This is a genomic window from Planococcus beijingensis (assembly GCF_016820615.1).
GTDB lineage: Bacteria > Bacillota > Bacilli > Bacillales_A > Planococcaceae > Planococcus > Planococcus notacanthi.
Map to the genome: position 1 here is coordinate 184,392 of NZ_JADHDZ010000002.1, position 16,211 is coordinate 200,602.

The window sequence follows — 16,211 nt, forward strand, 5'->3', positions numbered from 1 at the left end:
TGTTAATTTTCTGTTAAAGCTTGAGTTTGCCTTAATTTTCCCTATATAATGAAAGTTGTAAGCGTATTCATGACAAAGGGGATGTACACAAATGGATTTCGATTTGACACAAGAACAACAGATGATCAAAAAGACCATCAAGGAATTTGCCGATAAGGTGGTAGCACCAGGGGCTATCGACCGTGACCGCTCCAAGGCGTTTCCGACCGAAATCTTCAAACAGCTGTCCGACATGGGGATGATGGGCTTGCCGTTTGACGAAAAATACGGTGGAGCTGGAGCGGATACCACCAGTTTTGCAATTGTAACAGAAGAATTGAGCCGCGCCTGTGCTTCGACAGGTATCACGTATTCTGCGCATATCTCACTTGGCGGTGCACCTTTAAATTTGTTTGGAACGGAAGAGCAGAAAGAAAAATACCTGACACCCATCTGCACCGGTGAATCATTCGGAGCATTTGGATTGACGGAACCCAACGCTGGATCAGATGCAGGGGGGACTGAAACCCGTGCTGTTGAAGATGGCGATGACTGGGTCATCAACGGATCGAAAGTCTATATCACGAATGCCAGCCATGCCAAGCATTTGGCGATTACAGCCATCACCGGCATGAACGACGGCAAGAAAGAAATCAGTGCCATCATCGTACCGACAGACGCTGAAGGCTTTACGGTCATCGATAATTACGAGAAGATGGGTCTCCATTCTTCCAATACAACAGAATTGGTACTCGACAATGTCCGTGTACCCAAAGAAAACCTGTTAGGCAAGCGCGGAGATGGCTTTAAACAATTCCTGGTGACACTCGACGGCGGACGTATCGGCATTGCGGCAATGGCTGTAGGGATCGCTCAGGCGGCATTTAACAAAGCCCTTGCCTATTCCAAAGAACGCAAGCAATTCGGAAAGCCTTTATCCGAGTTTCAAGTGACGCAGTTCAAATTGGCGGACATGGCGATGAAGATCGAACTGGCACGCAATATGGTCTATAAAGCAGCCTGGTTGAAAGATCAAGGCCGCCCGTTCACGAAAGAGGCATCGATGGCGAAACTTTATGCTTCTGAAATTTCCATGGAAGTGGCCGATGAAGCGATTCAGATCCACGGCGGCTACGGCTACATGAAAGAGTACGAAGTGGAGCGCTATATGCGTGACGCGAAATTATTGGAAATTGGCGAGGGAACTTCTGAAATTCAGCGCATGGTTATTGCACGCCAGATTGGCTGCTGAATAGTTTTTTAAAAGTCCCGCTTCCCGCGGGGCTTTTATTGTTCGCGATGCGTTAGTAGCGAGAAGTCAGCGGAATATGTTTTATCAGGAAAGTATCTGGGTAAACTTCACTGTCTGCACGTAAAATAAAAATTAAATTACCGTTTTTGTCACAAAGAATGAAAAGTTATCTGATAAGACTTTTCGTTTGGCGGATAATACAGTACAATAATGAATGATACGAATAATATCATAAAGCAGAACTAGTAGAGGGAGGGGTAACGGATGCAAAAAAATGCAATTGTACCTTATATCTTAATCATGGCGTTCGGTATTGGTTTGATTTTCTTCATGTCCATTCAGGGAGTTAATAACGAAGCCGAAATCGCAGAAGAACATGCAGCAGAAGAAGGCGGCGGTGAAGAAGCAGCTGAAGGCGGCGAAGAAGCAGCAGCTGGAGATTTCGATCCTGAAGCACACGCGCAAGCAAACTGTATTTCTTGTCACGGTTCAAGCTATGAAGGCGGAGTAGGTCCATCATTGGTAGCTACTGAACTTGCTCAAGAAGACATCGAAGATATCTTGATCAACGGTAAAGGCACTATGCCAGGCGGGCTTGTTCCAGAAGCGAACGTAGCAGCAATGGCTGAGTGGGTATTATCACTCGAATAGCATCTAAAAAACCCTTAGTTCTTCTAGAGCTAAGGGTTTTTCTGTCAAATTAGGAGGATCTGAATGAATGCTCAACAATTATCACATCGTCTGACCCGTGTTGCCCATCATGTGCCAGAAGGCGCTGTAGTGGCAGATATCGGCAGTGACCATGCTTACCTGCCCTGCTACTTGGTCTTGAATGGCATTATCGGGAAAGCTGTGGCGGGAGAAGTGGTCAGAGGCCCTTTTGAATCGGCCAAAAGACAAGTCCAGCAGGAGGGGTTGAACAGCCAGATTGAAGTCCGGCTGGCCAGTGGACTTGATGCGGTCCATCCTGAAGACGGCATAACCGCTGTCACGATAGCAGGCATGGGCGGTCCGTTGATCTGTTCGATTCTGGAACAGGGCAAAGAACGGCTGACCGGAGTGGAACGGTTGATTCTGCAGCCGAACGTCCATGCCAAATCCATCCGCGACTGGGCCGTCGCCAATCACTGGACTATTATCGAAGAAGAAATATTGAAGGAAAATGAAAAAATCTATGAAATTCTGGTGCTTGAAAAAAAACAGCCGCCCGTTTTATTGACGCCACAGCAATTATTGATGGGACCAAAATTGCTGGAGGAAAAAACAGCGATTTTCCATGAGAAATGGATGCGTGAAAGCGATCAATGGAAAAAAATTGTCGCTTCCATGGAATCAACAGCCCAAACTATGGAGATCATAGAGAAAAAACAGGAATTGGTGGAAAAAATACAGTTGGTGGAAGAGGTGCTGCAGCGTGAAAATTCCTAATGGCCAGCAGATCATCGAAGAATTCGAAAAGTGGTCGCCCAAGTATTTAGCGATGGAAGGCGACCCGATCGGTTTGCATGTAGGAACTTTAAACAAAAAAATCGAAAAGGTTCTGGTTACTTTGGACGTCAATGAAGACGTTGTCGATGAAGCGGTTGCCAAAGGTGCCGGGTTGATCATCGCCCATCATCCGCCGATTTTCCGTCCTTTGAAAAACCTGCAGACGGATTTTCCTCAGGGGCGCCTGATGGAAAAACTCATCAAATCCGACATTGCCGTCTACGCGGCACACACCAACCTGGACGTTGCACAAGGGGGCGTCAATGATTTATTAGCGGATGCCCTTGGATTAAAAAATACGAGTGTGCTGGTGCCCACTTTTGAAGCGGAATTGGTGAAGATTGCAGTCTTCGTGCCGGAAAGCCATGAAGAGGCTGTTCGGGAAGCGTTCGGCAAAGCAGGAGCCGGCGCTATTGGCGATTATGAATACTGCAGCTATACTTTGTCCGGAACAGGACGTTTCCGCCCAACAGCAGAAGCGGATCCGTATATCGGAGAAGCGGGGAAAATGGAAGTGACCGCAGAATCAAAAGTGGAAGTGGTTGTCCGTAAACAAGAAAAAGACCGCGTCATTAAAGCGATGATTGCGGCACATCCCTATGAAGAAGTCGCATACGATGTCTTTACGTTGGAGAACAAAGAAATCGCAATGGGATTGGGGCGCGTTGGAACACTGGAAACGCCAATGACCTTAAAGGATTTTGCCGATTGGGCTAAACAACAATTGGACGTTCCGTCTCTACGCATGGTCGGAGATCCGGATGCCACAATCAAAAAAGTGGCCGTGCTCGGAGGCGATGGCAATAAATACATTCAACAGGCCAAGCGCGCTGGAGCGGATGTCTATGTCACAGGCGATATGTATTTTCACGTAGCACAGGATGCACAGGCGATGGGGCTGAACATCATCGATCCGGGCCATCATGTGGAAAAAGTGATGATTCAAGGCGTGGTGGAGCATATGGCAAAGCAGCAGCCGACATGGCAATGCGAATTCCTGCCATCAGAAACGAATACAGAACCTTTCCGGTTCATTTAAAAGAAAAAATGTAGAATGGTTTCAAAAAAAACGGTGTCCATCGAAAAAATCTGTCTTTAAAACGACAAACTTTCAAGGATGCAGTATTTTATTTGATGCTATACTAAACGTACAACTCAATAGACTTTGACTTTATGTCAAAGGGGAGTAGCTATAGGGAAACCTATTTCACAGTCGTCATTACATGGTTCGTAGCCATCGGTTGTGATAGCAAATATTTTGCTTAGCGAGACCTTTGCCTTTTATTAGGCAAAGGTCTTTTTTGTTGGCAAAAATTAGGAGGAGGAAAAAGGATGGAAGCAATTTTATTGGAGTATTTATGGGTATTACTAGTACTAGTGGCGCTGGAAGGGCTATTGGCGGCCGATAATGCTGTTGTCATGGCGGTCATGGTCAAGCATTTACCGAAAATACAACAGAAAAAAGCCTTGTTTTATGGATTGATTGGAGCTTTCGTGTTCCGTTTTGCGGCTTTGTTCATGATTACAATTTTAGTGGATGTGTGGCAAATTCAGGCTTTGGGAGCAGCTTACCTCCTGTTTATCGCCTTCAAGCATATTTACGATCAACGGAAAGGGAAAGAACATTCTCTTGAACCGGAAGCGACTAAGGGATCAGGCTTCTGGATGACTGTTTTGAAAGTAGAACTTGCAGACATCGCTTTTGCGGTCGATTCAATGCTGGCTGCAGTAGCGTTGGCAATGACATTGCCTCATCTGGGGAGTATGGAAATCGGTGGAATCAACGGCGGCCAGTTCGGCGTCATGCTGGCCGGCGGAGTGGTCGGTCTCGTTATCATGCGCTTTGCTGCTCATAAATTCGTCAAGTTATTGGCAGATTATCCACAACTGGAAACCACAGCGTTTGTAATTGTAGGCTGGGTTGGCGTTAAGCTGCTGGTGCTGACATTGGCGCATAAAGACCTTGGCATCCTGCCTTATGACTTTGCACATTCGACAGAGTGGAAACTGATTTTCTGGACAGTATTGCTTGGAATTGTTGCAGTTGGAGCATTCATTAGTATAAAGAAAAAGAAACAACAAGAAGCTTAACTCGCGACTTACTATCCGAATCAATATCCTAATTTATCTACGCATACAGAAAAGAAAAACTGCACATCACATATGTGCAGTTTTTCTTTTTGAGCTCTAACCATCATTTTAGGAATATTGATTTTCCATCTTAGTTATAGGTGATAAAGCGATCCAATAAGAGGACCGCCATTTTCATGGGATTCAGGCACTAGCGTAGAAGCGATCATTGCAATAAGAATGATTGCTGCAAACGATGAAATGACAGCTTGTATCGATTCGGAGGATTGGTCCAGCAGCGGTTAACCGACAAGAGAACTAGGGTTTGGAAGCAAACAGAACCTGTCCCCATATGAATAAAATCTTTATCTTGATGTATCCTCCTTGTTTGAGGCTTACCGTATTGGATATTCCTTCCGGCAAGTAAAATAACAAGGCCAGACTCTCCACCCGAACATGCAGGTTTTTCCTTGCCATCGCCAAATCGTTTTCGGTGCATGCCAAGTGGGGGTCAGCAAGTTAATTTCGCATAGCCATGGAACAAAAAAAGCTGCCCTAAAAGTCGGGAAACGACTTTTGGGGCAGCCTTTATTTTATTCGCCTACTGGATACGGCTCAATGCGATCCGAAGGTTTCGGGTGCTTGATTTTAGGAAGAATCTTATTAAGCGGTACAGAGCGTGTCAGTGCATGTGTGCCCGGGTCTGCCGGGTCATAAAGATCCAAGAACTTCATGACTTCTTTGACGATCGGTGTTGGTGTAGAAGCTCCAGCTGTAATGCCGACAGTTTCCACGCCTTCAAGCCATTCCAATTTCAGTTCAGACAGGTCAGAGATACGGTAGGCTGGAGTGCCCGCGATGTCCTGTGACACCTGCGCCAAACGGTTTGAGTTATTGCTCATCGGGTCGCCGATGACGATCAATAGATCCGCTTCGCCTGCTTGCTGAGCAACAGCTTCCTGCCGAACCTGAGTAGCCAGACAGATTTCTTTATGGACTTCTGAATGCGGGAATTTTTCTTTCAGGCGTTCCATCATATCGACAACGTCCCATTGGCTCATGGTCGTCTGGTTGGTGACGATGATTTTCTCTGAGTCGATCTCCAGGCGGTTGACGTCTTCGACGGTTTCAACCAGGTGAACCATATCCGGAGCGACGCCGATTGCGCCTTCCGGTTCCGGGTGTCCGCTCTTGCCGATATAGACGATCTGATAGCCGTCAGCTGTCTTCTCACGAATCAAATCGTGCGTCACGGTGACGTCGGGGCACGTAGCATCTATCGACACCAAACCTTTCCGTCTGGCTAACTCACGGACTTGTGGAGAAACACCGTGCGCAGTGAAAATGACTGTGCCGGTTTCAACTTTCTCCAGAATTTCAAGCCGGTTGCTGCCGTCCAATGTAATGATGCCGTCTTCTTCGAACGCATCCGTTACGTGTTTATTGTGGACGATCATTCCTAGTATATAAATGGGGCGTGGCAAACTTTCATCCATCGCAGCGTTCTTAGCGATAACCATGGCATCCACCACTCCGTAGCAATATCCTCTTGGCGATATTTTCATAACCTTCATCAAGTACCGCGCTCCTTTCAAAATCATACATTCATTATAACGGAGACGGCGCAGCTTTACAAAAGTTGCATCGCGTAAAGACACCATTTTATGCTATAATGGCTAGAGCGTAAGGAGGGAATTTAATCCCATGACAAAATTCAACGAATATCCATTCAAACCCTTCCTATTGGAAGCGGTAGAAAAACTCGGTTTTACAGAACCGACACCGATCCAAAAGGAAATGATGCCCCATATACTGAAAGGCTCAAGTGCAATTGGACAATCCCATACAGGGACTGGCAAAACGCATAGTTTCATTATCCCGATCGTAGAACGTATCGACGTCAGCAAACAGGAAGTGCAGGCGGTAATTGCAGCACCGACGCGTGAACTTGGAACGCAGATCTACAATGAATTGCAGAAATTGGTTGTCGGATCAGGCATTGAAGTGAAATCGTTTATCGGTGGAACAGACAAGCAACGTTCAATCAACAAATTAAAGACTCAGCCGCATATCGTCATCGGAACACCGGGCCGTTTGAAAGACCTGGTTAAAGAAAACGCCTTGTTGGTTCACACGGGCAAAATCCTGGTTGTGGATGAAGCCGATTTGGCTTTTGATATGGGCTTTATTGAAGAAATCGATCAAGTAGCCGGCAAAATGCAGGAAGACTTGGAGATGTATGTCTTTTCGGCGACGATTCCTGAAAAGTTAAAACCGTTCCTGAAAAAATACATGGAATCACCGGTACACGTGAAAATCGGCGACAAACTGCCGACCGCTGATGGCTTGGACTTCTACTTGGTGCCAGTCCGCAGCAAAAAGAAAATGGATCGCCTGCAGGATGTCATGAAAGTGATCAATCCGTATTTGGCAATCATTTTCGTCAATACCCGTACGAATGCTGATTACGTAGCTGATCAGCTGGCAAGAGAAGGCATCCGTGTCGGCCGCGTCCACGGCGATTTGGCTCCACGTGAACGCGTCAAAATGATGCGCCAGATCCGCGATCTTGAATACCAATACATCGTAGCGACAGATCTAGCAGCGCGCGGAATCGACATTCAAGGCGTCAGCCATGTCATCAACTACGAACTGCCGGAAGACTTGGAATTCTTCATCCACCGTGTCGGACGTACGGCTCGTGCAGGAATGAAAGGCGTAGCCATCACGTTGTTCAAGCCGGAAGACGACGACGCAATCGTACGCATTGAAAAAATGGGCATTCCATTCCAGCAAAAAGACATCGTCAAAGGCGAATTCGTCGATTTGAAAGAGCGCCACAGCCGGACGACCCGTACCAGAACGGCGAACGAAGCAGACGCGAAAGCGAAAACGATGGTCCACAAACCCAAAGCGGTAAAACCGATGTACAAGAAGAAAATGAAGTGGAAAATGGACGAAATCAAAAAAATGGAACGACGCAAAAATCGCAAAAAGTAAGGAGATAGTTTCATGCTATTAGGATCTCACGTATCGATGAGCGGCAAAAAGATGCTGCTTGCAGCAAGCGAAGAAGCCGCTTCCTACGGAGCGACAACATTCATGATCTATACGGGTGCGCCGCAAAATACGCGCCGCAAACCGATCGAAGAGTTGAATATCGATGCAGGGCTTGCCCATATGGCTGCCCATAATTTAACGAACATTGTGGTCCATGCACCGTACATCATCAATTTAGGCAATACCCAAAAACCGGATACATTCGCACACGGTGTCGAATTCCTTCAAAAGGAAATTGAACGGACAGCGGCTCTTGGCGCAAAACAAATCGTTTTGCACCCGGGCGCCCATGTCGGAGCCGGGGCGGATGCGGGAATCGCTAAAATCATTGAAGGTTTAAATGAAGTATTGACGCAGGATTACCCGGTCAATATCGCATTGGAAACCATGGCTGGAAAAGGCACGGAATGTGGCCGCAGTTTTGAAGAAATCGCTGCGATCATCAATGGCGTTACACATAACGATCGTCTGTCCGTGTGCTTCGACACTTGCCACACACATGATGCGGGATATAACATCAAAGAAGATTTCAATGGAGTTCTGGAAGAATTCGACCGCATTGTCGGGATCGACCGCCTTCAAGTGCTGCACATCAACGACAGCAAAAACGTTCGCGGAGCGGGCAAAGACCGCCACGAGAACATCGGCTTTGGAGAAATCGGCTTTGATGCTTTAAATGGCATCGTCCATCATCCTGACCTTATGCACGTACCGAAAATCTTGGAGACGCCGTATGTCGGACTGGATGCCAAAAACAAAAAGCCGCCATATGCTTTTGAAATTGAAATGTTCAAAGCAGGCATCTTTTCTCCAGGCGCCATCGAAGAATTGAAATCTCCTCTATAAGCAGGAAGGCAAGAGGCGGAAGCTGAAGATGACCCCGATTTTAGGGGGTGTCTTCAGCTTCTTATTTTTCATTGATGCCAGCAAGGAAAGACATTTGGCAAGAAGTGGAAGCAATCCCTGTAGAAAATGGCACAATAAAGTTAATTAAGCTTAATCTATTTACATTAGCTATAAACTCTACTATACTTTCTTAAGGTAAATCGTAATCATTATTAATTAGAAAAGAGGCGACACAATGGTCGCGCCATTAATAGACATTAAAGACATCAGTTTTGAATATGAACAAACAAAAGCGCTCGATAATATTTCCATGAAAGTGGAAGAAGGTGATTTTCTGGCTATCCTGGGTCCGAACGGTTCGGGAAAATCGACTTTATTGAAAATCATGTTGGGGCTGATCAAACCGAGCGAAGGAAAGATTGAATTGTTCGGTGTGGATGCGAAAAATTTCAAGAACCGTGAATGGATCGGCTATGTTTCGCAGAAATCGAATTCCTTCAATTCCGGATTTCCGGCGACTGTAGAAGAAGTGGTTGCAGGGGGATTGGCCAAAAAGACCGGATTGTTCCATCGATTGCCGAAGTCGTCTCACCAAGAAGTGGCTGAGGCGTTGAAGGCGGTCGGAATGGAGGACTTTATGGGCAGAAGCGTCAGTGAACTGTCAGGCGGCCAGCAACAACGGGTCTTCATTGCCCGTGCGCTTGTTGCCAAGCCGAAAGTACTGATCCTGGATGAGCCGACTGTCGGTGTGGACCATCAGAATGTCCAGGCTTTCTATGATATGCTCGCTTCTCTTAACCGGGACCAGAACATCACTTTAGTGCTGGTGACACATGACGTCGATACGGTGACAGACCGCATCACCCATGTAGCTTGCTTGAACCAGACCATCCATTTCCACGGATTCAAAGAACAGCTTCACACGATGAGCGATGAACAGCGCGAAGCGTGGTACGGCCATTCTGTCCGGAAAATTCATCATATCGGAGGAAGCCACGCATGATCGATGCTATATTGTCTTACGAATTTTTACAGAACGCTTTTGCAGCGGGGCTAATCATCGGCGTTATTGCACCGCTTCTGGGCGTCTTTATCGTGGTCCGTAGGCTTTCGCTGATTGCGGATGCGTTAAGCCATGTGACACTTGCGGGAATTGCAGGCAGCTTGTATTTAAGCCAAAGTGTCGCTTCACTGGCGATGTTGAATCCGTTGTTTCTCGGAATTGCGGCATCTGTCGGCGGTTCGGTGCTGATTGAGCGTTTGAGAAGCTTGTATAAACATTACGAAGAACTGGCCATTCCAATTATTTTGTCTGCGGGCATCGGCTTTGGTGCCATCTTTATTTCTCTGGCACAGGGCTTCTCGAATGACTTGTTCGGTTATTTATTCGGCTCGGTATCAGCTGTCAGCAGGGAAGACCTGTTGATCGTGGCTGGGATTGCCGTCGTTGTACTGGCATTCATCTATTTCTTCTTCAAGGAATTGTTTGTTTTGTCTTTTGATGACGAATACGCACGGGCTTCAGGACTGCCCGCGAAATGGGTTCATTTTATGTTCATGATCGTCACGGCGTTGGTCATTGCGGGTTCGATGCGCATCGTCGGCATCCTCCTGGTTTCGTCATTGATGACGATTCCAGTCGCAACAGCCATGCGCGTCACGAAAAGCTTTAAACAGACCATCATCATGTCCATCGTTTTTGGCGAAATTTCTGTCATCACGGGACTGGTAACCGCTTTTTATTTCGACTTGGCGCCGGGAGGCACGATTGTTGTTACATCCATTTTCCTGTTGCTATTGGTCATCGGCTATAAGAAAATTATGGTTTCACTTAATAAAGGAGCGATCACATGAATTTATCCAATGCATGGACGATCTTGAAAGAGAACGGATTTAAGGAAACGTCCAAACGCAATCAGATTCTGGAACTGTTCGCCAATGACGAACGGTATTTGACGGCAAGGGACTTGCTGGATGTGATGCAGAAGGATTACCCGAGCATGAGCTATGATACCGTTTACCGGAACCTGGCAACTTTTGTGTCACTCGGAATTTTAGAAGAAACGGAATTATCAGGTGAACGGCATTTCCGTATGCAATGTGAGAGCGACCACCATCACCATCATTTTATTTGCATGGACTGCGGAAAAATAAAAGAAATACCGGTTTGTCCGATGGATATGCTGGGCGCGGCATTGCCGGCCTATGAAATTGCCAATCACAAGTTTGAAATTTACGGGAAATGCCCGGAATGCAAATAAAAAAGCGAGAGTGGGAAAATCCACTCTCGCTTTTATTTTATATATATTACTTGCTGCTCAATGTTTTCTGGACGCTGAATTCATTCTTTACCCATTCATTGGCTTCGATCCAATCATACACGCGAATGACCTTATCAGGAATCGGTTGGCGGTTGTAAGGGGTATCGAACAACAAAACTGGAATGTCCAGTTCTTCAGCAATTTCGACAGCATTGTCGTGTTTGTCCTCGAAGAACAAATGGACGTTATGGCGTCTGGCTGTTTCGATTTTCTTATGCGATCCAATCAATTCGATATGATCATAAGCAATGGCATGCTCGGCAAACCAATCAAAGGTGACGTCCCGGACATTGTCGCCGCGGGCAGAAATGTAATACAGCTCGTACTGGTCTTTCCAGTTGTTCAAAATATTCTTGGCGTTTTCAGAAACCGGCGAAGCCGCATAAATCCGCGGCTCGGAATCCCGGAACCAAGAATAGAATTCACCTTGTGACAAATGGGGAAGAGCTGCCGTCAAATCGTATTCCTTGATATCATCTAAAGTCAATGTGCTTTTGAACTTTTCATTTATGTGAGGGATCAGCGACGTTGGAGAAGTTACTGTCCCATCTATATCAATTCCAAAACGGTATCTCAATCTGCTCACAACCTTATGCTTGTTGTTGTTCCATTTCTTTTTCTTTCTTTTCTGCAGCTTGCTTTGCGAAATATTCTTCCGCCAATTTGTCGATTTCAATCTTCAGTTCATCAACCATTGTTTCTTCAGGCACTTTTCGGACGGTTTTTCCGTGCATGAACAGCAAGCCTTCTCCGCGCGCACCGGCGATGCCGATATCCGCTTCGCGTGCTTCACCCGGTCCGTTTACCGCACAACCCAGAACAGCCACTTTCAATGGCGCTTTGATGTGGGAGATGTATTCTTCCACTTCGTTGGCGATGGCGATCAAGTCGATTTCGATGCGTCCGCATGTCGGGCATGAAATCAGTGTTGCTGCGTTTGAAGAAAGACCGAAAATCTTCAGCATTTCACGCGCTACTTTAACTTCCTCGACCGGATCCGCACTCAAGGATACGCGCAGCGTGTTGCCGATGCCTTTTGCGAATAGGGCCCCAAGGCCGGCAGCGCTTTTTACTGTGCCGGAAAACAGCGTTCCCGACTCCGTGATGCCGAGGTGCAAGGGATAATCAAAGGCTCTTGAAGCCAGTTCATACGCTTCAACAGCAAGGCTGACATCCGAAGCCTTCAATGAAACGATGATGTCATGGAAATCCAGGTCTTCCAGGATCTTAATGTGGTGAAGGGCACTTTCGACCATGCCTTCAGCAGTTGGATAGCCATATTTTTCAAGAATTTTACGTTCCAGTGAACCGGCGTTGACGCCGATGCGGATTGGAATGCCTTTTGCTTTGGCAGCGTTGACGACAGCTTCCACTTTTTCACGTCGGCCGATGTTGCCCGGGTTGATACGGATTTTGTCTGCGCCTTGTTCGATGGCAATCAACGCCAATTTATAGTCAAAATGAATATCTACTACTAAAGGAATATTAATGCGCTCTTTAATGGCGCCGATTGAATAGGCAGCACGTTCATCCGGGCAGGCGACGCGGACAATCTGGCATCCCGCTTCTTCCAAACGCAGAATTTCAGCTACGGTGGCTTCTACATCATGTGTTTTCGTTGTAGCCATACTTTGTATAAATAATTCATTGCTGCCGCCGATCGTCAAATCTCCGACTTTTACGGGGCGTGTCTTTGAACGGTGTGTCATTTCGCTCATGAAAAAATCTCTCCTTTTTGATGATGGCCTGTTCTATCGGCTCATATATCTTGTCCGGCATACCAGTGAATACTCCAGAAAGTGCCGGCTCTTTTCCAGTACCTATAGCCATTTTAGCAGTGTCGCTTGTCAAAAGACAAGAAAGACGGCTGTTTACTGCATTTCTTTACATAAAATTAACCTTGTTGACGTTTCTGTTGTACAGGGGGCTTTTTCGGGTAATAGCCGATCGCCAAATACAAATAGAGGATAGTCAGCAGGCTGGTAATCAGTGAGACGGCAAAACCGAGATCCCAAAAGCTGAGAATGAATGCCAATAATGTCGGAATTGTGACGCTGAGTGCGGTGGTTCTCCACAAGTGCCGGTATTCGCCGCGGCGCTTTCTAATGTTGAGGATTGCCACAGCCACCAATGCGAACAAACTGATTTTTATAAAATGGTAAAGGGTAGTGGAGACAAACAGAAAAACCAAAGCGAACGGATACAGGAGCCATTCGATTTCTTCTACGAACTCAACCAACCCATCGATATTGCCTGTGGCATCACCTAAACCGAAAACCCATTCGGCAAATGAGACAATAGTTAAGATCGCGATAAAGACGAAAATAAACTGCATGATTTTGCCGATGGTCATAATACGGACGGCTGCTTGCCTTTTAGGTTCCATCAGGCTTGCCTTGAATAATTGATAGAGATTCACGAACATCTTCCTTTCATCTATAGAATAATCGTAACACGATAGAAGAAGAAAAAAACGGCGCTTTGTTACGGGAATGTAAATTTTCAATAAAGGTGTTTACAATTCCTTAGTGAACTATTCATAATAGGTTAGGTGTTCAAGTTAAATTTAGGAGTTGATCGGAAATCGTGGAGACGAACTGGCAAGAAATGCTCTTTACATTTTTTGGAGGACTTGGATTATTTCTATTCTCCATTAAATTTATGGGTGACGCCCTGCAAAAAGCGGCAGGAGATAGATTACGGGGAATATTGGATCGCTTTACCACTAACCCGTTCATGGGTGTTCTGGTAGGGATTGCGGTTACGATATTGATCCAATCTAGTTCTGGTACCACCGTAATCGTTGTAGGATTGGTCAGTGCCGGATTTATGACTTTGAAACAGGCGATTGGCGTAATTATGGGAGCCAATATCGGGACAACCGTCACCGCCTTCATTATCGGTCTGGATGTAGGCGCTTATTCATTGCCAATTTTGGCATTAGGCGCAGTTTTGATTTTCTTCTTTAAAAAGAATAGCATTCAAAATATAGGTGAAGTTGTATTCGGTTTTGGGGGTCTCTTCTATGGTCTTGAATTGATGAGCGATGGCATGAAACCTTTGCGTGAATCGCAAGCTTTCATCGATATGACCATCAGTCTAAGCGAAATGCCGATTCTTGGCGTAGTGGTCGGGACAGTCTTCACTTTAATTGTCCAAAGCTCGAGTGCTACGGTTGCTATATTGCAGGGTCTTTATTCCGAAGACGTGCTGAGTCTTGCAGCTTCATTGCCAGTATTGTTCGGTGACAACATCGGAACAACCATAACCGCAGTCCTTGCAGCACTAGGTGCTTCTATTGCAGCCCGCCGTGCAGCAGCTGTCCATGTCTTGTTCAACGTGCTGGGAAGTGTTATTTTCTTAATTCTGTTGATGCCGTTTACCGCATATGTTGAATGGATCTCTGGAATCTTGAATTTAGAACCGAAAATGCAAATTGCTTTTGCCCACGGAACGTTCAACGTTGCCAATACGATCATCCAGTTCCCGTTAATCGGAGCATGGGCTTATCTGGTAACTAAAGCAATTCCGGGTGAAGATGTAACAATCGAGTTCAAACCGAAACATTTGGATATCCACTTTATTGAGCAATCTCCATCGATCGCGCTTGGACAGGCGAAAGAAGAAGTGCTTCGAATGGGTGAATTCTCCGTTCAAGGGCTTCAGGAAACGTATCAATACTTAAAAACGCAAAGCAAGAAACACGCTGAAACCGGTTATCAATTGGAAGACGCCATCAATAACCTGGATTCGAAAATCACCGATTACTTGGTTATGATTTCAGCGGAATCTCTTTCTGCGGCTGATTCCACACGCCATACAATGTTGATGGAGACAGTACGCGACATCGAACGAATCGGTGATCATTTTGAAAATATTATCGAATTGGTCGACTACCAAATCAACAATCGTGTAAACATCACAGCGGATGCGGTAGAAGATCTGGATGAAATGTTCACTTTGACGATCGCAACGGTTCAAAAAGCACTTTCTGCTTTAAACACAACAAGCCATGAATTGGCTCGCGAAGTAGCAGAGCAGGAAGACTTGATCGATAAAATGGAACGCAAATTCCGTAAAAAACATATTTTGCGTCTTAACGAAGGGAAATGTACAGCGCAAGCCGGAATCGTGTTTGTCGATATCGTCAGCAACCTGGAACGTATCGGCGACCACGCTGTAAACCTTGCAGAAGCGATTTTAGGAAACCGTGCATAAAGAAAAGCGGAAGCGCCTGCTCAGCTCTGACAGGCATAAGGCGAATCAGCAGAGTGGCGCTCTTTGCCACACCGCTGGGGTGACTTATGACCCGAAGAGTTGGCGCTGGAGTCTGGACAAAAGAAATGCGGAAGCGACCGGATAGATTCGACGGGCATAAGACAGATCGGCGAAGCGGTGCTTTTTGCCGCACAGCCGGAATGGCTTATGACCCTAGAATCTGGTCGCAGCAGCTGGACAAAAGAAATGCGGAAGCGCCTATACTATGTTTTGAAAAGAATAGCTGGCTTCAAACCGCAAAAAAGCTCTTTTTCATCCCGCTTTACATTTTAAAAAATGTAGGGCACGATGGAAGAGAGCTTTTTATATAGGGAGGAATACAGATGGAGATCATCGGCTGGATTGTCATTCTGCTTTGTTTCGTGATTGGTTTCATCGGTCTGGTTTATCCGATCATACCGGCGGTTCTGTTTATTTTTGGAGGCTTTGTCATGTACGGGCTGTTTTTCAGCTTTGGTGATTTGCCATGGTGGTTCTGGGCGATTCAGAGTCTATTCGTCATTCTGCTGTTCGGAGCGGATGCTATCGCCAATGCATTCGGTGTCAAAAAGTTCGGCGGCTCGAGAGCCGGTTTGTGGGGAAGTACAATCGGCTTGATCATCGGTCCTTTTATCATTCCGATTATCGGTATTTTGATTGGCCCATTCGTTGGTGCCATTATCGCCGAGCTTTTGTTCAATAAATCTTCGTTGAAGAAGTCCTTCTATTCCGGAATCGGTTCGGTTGTCGGATTTATCACGTCAGTTTTCACAAAAGGAATCATTCAGATTGTCATGGTCGCTATCTTCCTTTTCACTATCTGAGACGGACTGGTTCCACAGCCTGCTAAATCAGGTGAATTCAGTCAAAGGTCTGAATAAAAGGATTTGGCGTGCATTATGTTTGTATAGGCCAGATAATTTTGATAGGCTAAGAGA

16 protein-coding genes are annotated in these 16,211 nt (G+C 46.1%); 12 read left to right on the forward strand and 4 right to left on the reverse strand.

Annotated features, from left to right (window positions below):
- The first annotated feature begins 91 nt into the window (after positions 1-91).
- The 5 genes from IRE19_RS07105 to IRE19_RS07125 all read left to right on the forward strand — a co-directional run bounded on the left by IRE19_RS07105 (position 92) and on the right by IRE19_RS07125 (position 4,810).
- Entirely contained in the window at positions 92-1,231 is a 1,140-nt protein-coding gene (locus tag IRE19_RS07105; RefSeq protein WP_191715886.1) for an acyl-CoA dehydrogenase, read from the forward strand.
- 264 nt (positions 1,232-1,495) lie between these two features.
- Entirely contained in the window at positions 1,496-1,882 is a 387-nt protein-coding gene (gene cccA / locus IRE19_RS07110) for a cytochrome c550 (protein WP_191715885.1), read from the forward strand.
- A 63-nt stretch (positions 1,883-1,945) separates the two neighbouring features.
- Entirely contained in the window at positions 1,946-2,659 is a 714-nt protein-coding gene (locus tag IRE19_RS07115; RefSeq protein WP_203339826.1) for a tRNA (adenine(22)-N(1))-methyltransferase, read from the forward strand.
- The gene (locus IRE19_RS07120) at positions 2,646-3,758 is read left to right on the forward strand and encodes a Nif3-like dinuclear metal center hexameric protein (protein WP_203339827.1); all 1,113 of its coding nucleotides are present in this window, start codon (positions 2,646-2,648) and stop codon (positions 3,756-3,758) included. The genes IRE19_RS07115 and IRE19_RS07120 overlap by 14 nt, the downstream gene beginning before the upstream one ends.
- A gap of 293 nt (positions 3,759-4,051) precedes the next feature.
- On the forward strand, positions 4,052-4,810 hold the full coding sequence (locus IRE19_RS07125; RefSeq protein ID WP_191715882.1) for a TerC family protein: 759 nt from the start codon (positions 4,052-4,054) through the stop codon (positions 4,808-4,810).
- Positions 4,811-5,382: 572 nt separating this feature from the next.
- Here IRE19_RS07125 and IRE19_RS07130 read toward each other — a convergent pair.
- The gene (locus tag IRE19_RS07130; RefSeq protein WP_203339828.1) at positions 5,383-6,363 is read right to left on the reverse strand and encodes a 4-hydroxy-3-methylbut-2-enyl diphosphate reductase; all 981 of its coding nucleotides are present in this window, start codon (positions 6,361-6,363) and stop codon (positions 5,383-5,385) included.
- A 130-nt stretch (positions 6,364-6,493) separates the two neighbouring features.
- Between IRE19_RS07130 and IRE19_RS07135 the strand changes: the two genes are divergently transcribed.
- From IRE19_RS07135 to IRE19_RS07155, 5 genes are all read left to right on the forward strand, one after another.
- On the forward strand, positions 6,494-7,789 hold the full coding sequence (locus IRE19_RS07135) for a DEAD/DEAH box helicase (protein ID WP_191715880.1): 1,296 nt from the start codon (positions 6,494-6,496) through the stop codon (positions 7,787-7,789).
- Positions 7,790-7,801: 12 nt separating this feature from the next.
- A complete protein-coding gene (locus tag IRE19_RS07140) occupies positions 7,802-8,695 on the forward strand; it encodes a deoxyribonuclease IV (RefSeq protein ID WP_203339829.1) in 894 nt (297 codons plus the stop codon).
- A 235-nt stretch (positions 8,696-8,930) separates the two neighbouring features.
- The gene (locus tag IRE19_RS07145; RefSeq protein WP_203339830.1) at positions 8,931-9,698 is read left to right on the forward strand and encodes a metal ABC transporter ATP-binding protein; all 768 of its coding nucleotides are present in this window, start codon (positions 8,931-8,933) and stop codon (positions 9,696-9,698) included.
- Positions 9,695-10,549 carry a metal ABC transporter permease gene (locus tag IRE19_RS07150; RefSeq protein WP_203339831.1) on the forward strand — a complete coding sequence of 285 codons (855 nt, stop codon included), beginning with the start codon at positions 9,695-9,697 and terminating at the stop codon, positions 10,547-10,549. The genes IRE19_RS07145 and IRE19_RS07150 overlap by 4 nt, the downstream gene beginning before the upstream one ends.
- Positions 10,546-10,956 (forward strand): Fur family transcriptional regulator, encoded by a 411-nt coding sequence (locus IRE19_RS07155; protein ID WP_191715876.1) that lies wholly within the window; start codon positions 10,546-10,548, stop codon positions 10,954-10,956. Before IRE19_RS07150 ends, IRE19_RS07155 begins: the two co-directional genes overlap by 4 nt.
- A 46-nt stretch (positions 10,957-11,002) precedes the next feature.
- Here the strand turns inward: IRE19_RS07155 and IRE19_RS07160 are convergent, their stop codons facing one another.
- The 3 genes from IRE19_RS07160 to IRE19_RS07170 all read right to left on the reverse strand — a co-directional run bounded on the left by IRE19_RS07160 (position 11,003) and on the right by IRE19_RS07170 (position 13,435).
- Positions 11,003-11,593: a hypothetical protein gene (locus IRE19_RS07160; RefSeq protein ID WP_203339832.1), complete on the reverse strand. Its 591-nt coding sequence runs from the start codon at positions 11,591-11,593 to the stop codon at positions 11,003-11,005.
- 13 nt (positions 11,594-11,606) lie between these two features.
- On the reverse strand, positions 11,607-12,734 hold the full coding sequence (gene ispG, locus IRE19_RS07165) for a flavodoxin-dependent (E)-4-hydroxy-3-methylbut-2-enyl-diphosphate synthase (protein WP_284700307.1): 1,128 nt from the start codon (positions 12,732-12,734) through the stop codon (positions 11,607-11,609).
- Between the two features lie 176 nt (positions 12,735-12,910).
- The gene (locus IRE19_RS07170) at positions 12,911-13,435 is read right to left on the reverse strand and encodes a DUF1189 family protein (protein ID WP_203339833.1); all 525 of its coding nucleotides are present in this window, start codon (positions 13,433-13,435) and stop codon (positions 12,911-12,913) included.
- 167 nt (positions 13,436-13,602) lie between these two features.
- On the opposite strand from IRE19_RS07170, the gene IRE19_RS07175 reads away from it, so the two are divergent.
- Complete coding sequence (locus IRE19_RS07175) at positions 13,603-15,234, forward strand: Na/Pi symporter (RefSeq protein WP_203339834.1); 1,632 nt, start codon at positions 13,603-13,605, stop codon at positions 15,232-15,234.
- A 383-nt stretch (positions 15,235-15,617) separates the two neighbouring features.
- Positions 15,618-16,097 carry a DUF456 domain-containing protein gene (locus tag IRE19_RS07180; RefSeq protein WP_191715872.1) on the forward strand — a complete coding sequence of 160 codons (480 nt, stop codon included), beginning with the start codon at positions 15,618-15,620 and terminating at the stop codon, positions 16,095-16,097.
- Positions 16,098-16,211 lie beyond the last annotated feature (114 nt).

Excerpts from the sequence above, each read along its gene's own strand:
- IRE19_RS07105 (WP_191715886.1), top strand. The coding sequence starts at position 92 with ATGGATTTCGATTTGACACAAGAACAACAGATGATCAAAAAGACCATC.
- cccA (WP_191715885.1), top strand. The coding sequence starts at position 1,496 with ATGCAAAAAAATGCAATTGTACCTTATATCTTAATCATGGCGTTCGGT.
- IRE19_RS07115 (WP_203339826.1), top strand. The coding sequence starts at position 1,946 with ATGAATGCTCAACAATTATCACATCGTCTGACCCGTGTTGCCCATCAT.
- IRE19_RS07125 (WP_191715882.1), top strand. The coding sequence starts at position 4,052 with ATGGAAGCAATTTTATTGGAGTATTTATGGGTATTACTAGTACTAGTG.
- IRE19_RS07130 (WP_203339828.1), bottom strand. The coding sequence starts at position 6,363 with ATGAAGGTTATGAAAATATCGCCAAGAGGATATTGCTACGGAGTGGTG.
- IRE19_RS07135 (WP_191715880.1), top strand. The coding sequence starts at position 6,494 with ATGACAAAATTCAACGAATATCCATTCAAACCCTTCCTATTGGAAGCG.
- IRE19_RS07140 (WP_203339829.1), top strand. The coding sequence starts at position 7,802 with ATGCTATTAGGATCTCACGTATCGATGAGCGGCAAAAAGATGCTGCTT.
- IRE19_RS07145 (WP_203339830.1), top strand. The coding sequence starts at position 8,931 with ATGGTCGCGCCATTAATAGACATTAAAGACATCAGTTTTGAATATGAA.
- IRE19_RS07150 (WP_203339831.1), top strand. The coding sequence starts at position 9,695 with ATGATCGATGCTATATTGTCTTACGAATTTTTACAGAACGCTTTTGCA.
- IRE19_RS07155 (WP_191715876.1), top strand. The coding sequence starts at position 10,546 with ATGAATTTATCCAATGCATGGACGATCTTGAAAGAGAACGGATTTAAG.
- ispG (WP_284700307.1), bottom strand. The coding sequence starts at position 12,734 with ATGAGCGAAATGACACACCGTTCAAAGACACGCCCCGTAAAAGTCGGA.
- IRE19_RS07180 (WP_191715872.1), top strand. The coding sequence starts at position 15,618 with ATGGAGATCATCGGCTGGATTGTCATTCTGCTTTGTTTCGTGATTGGT.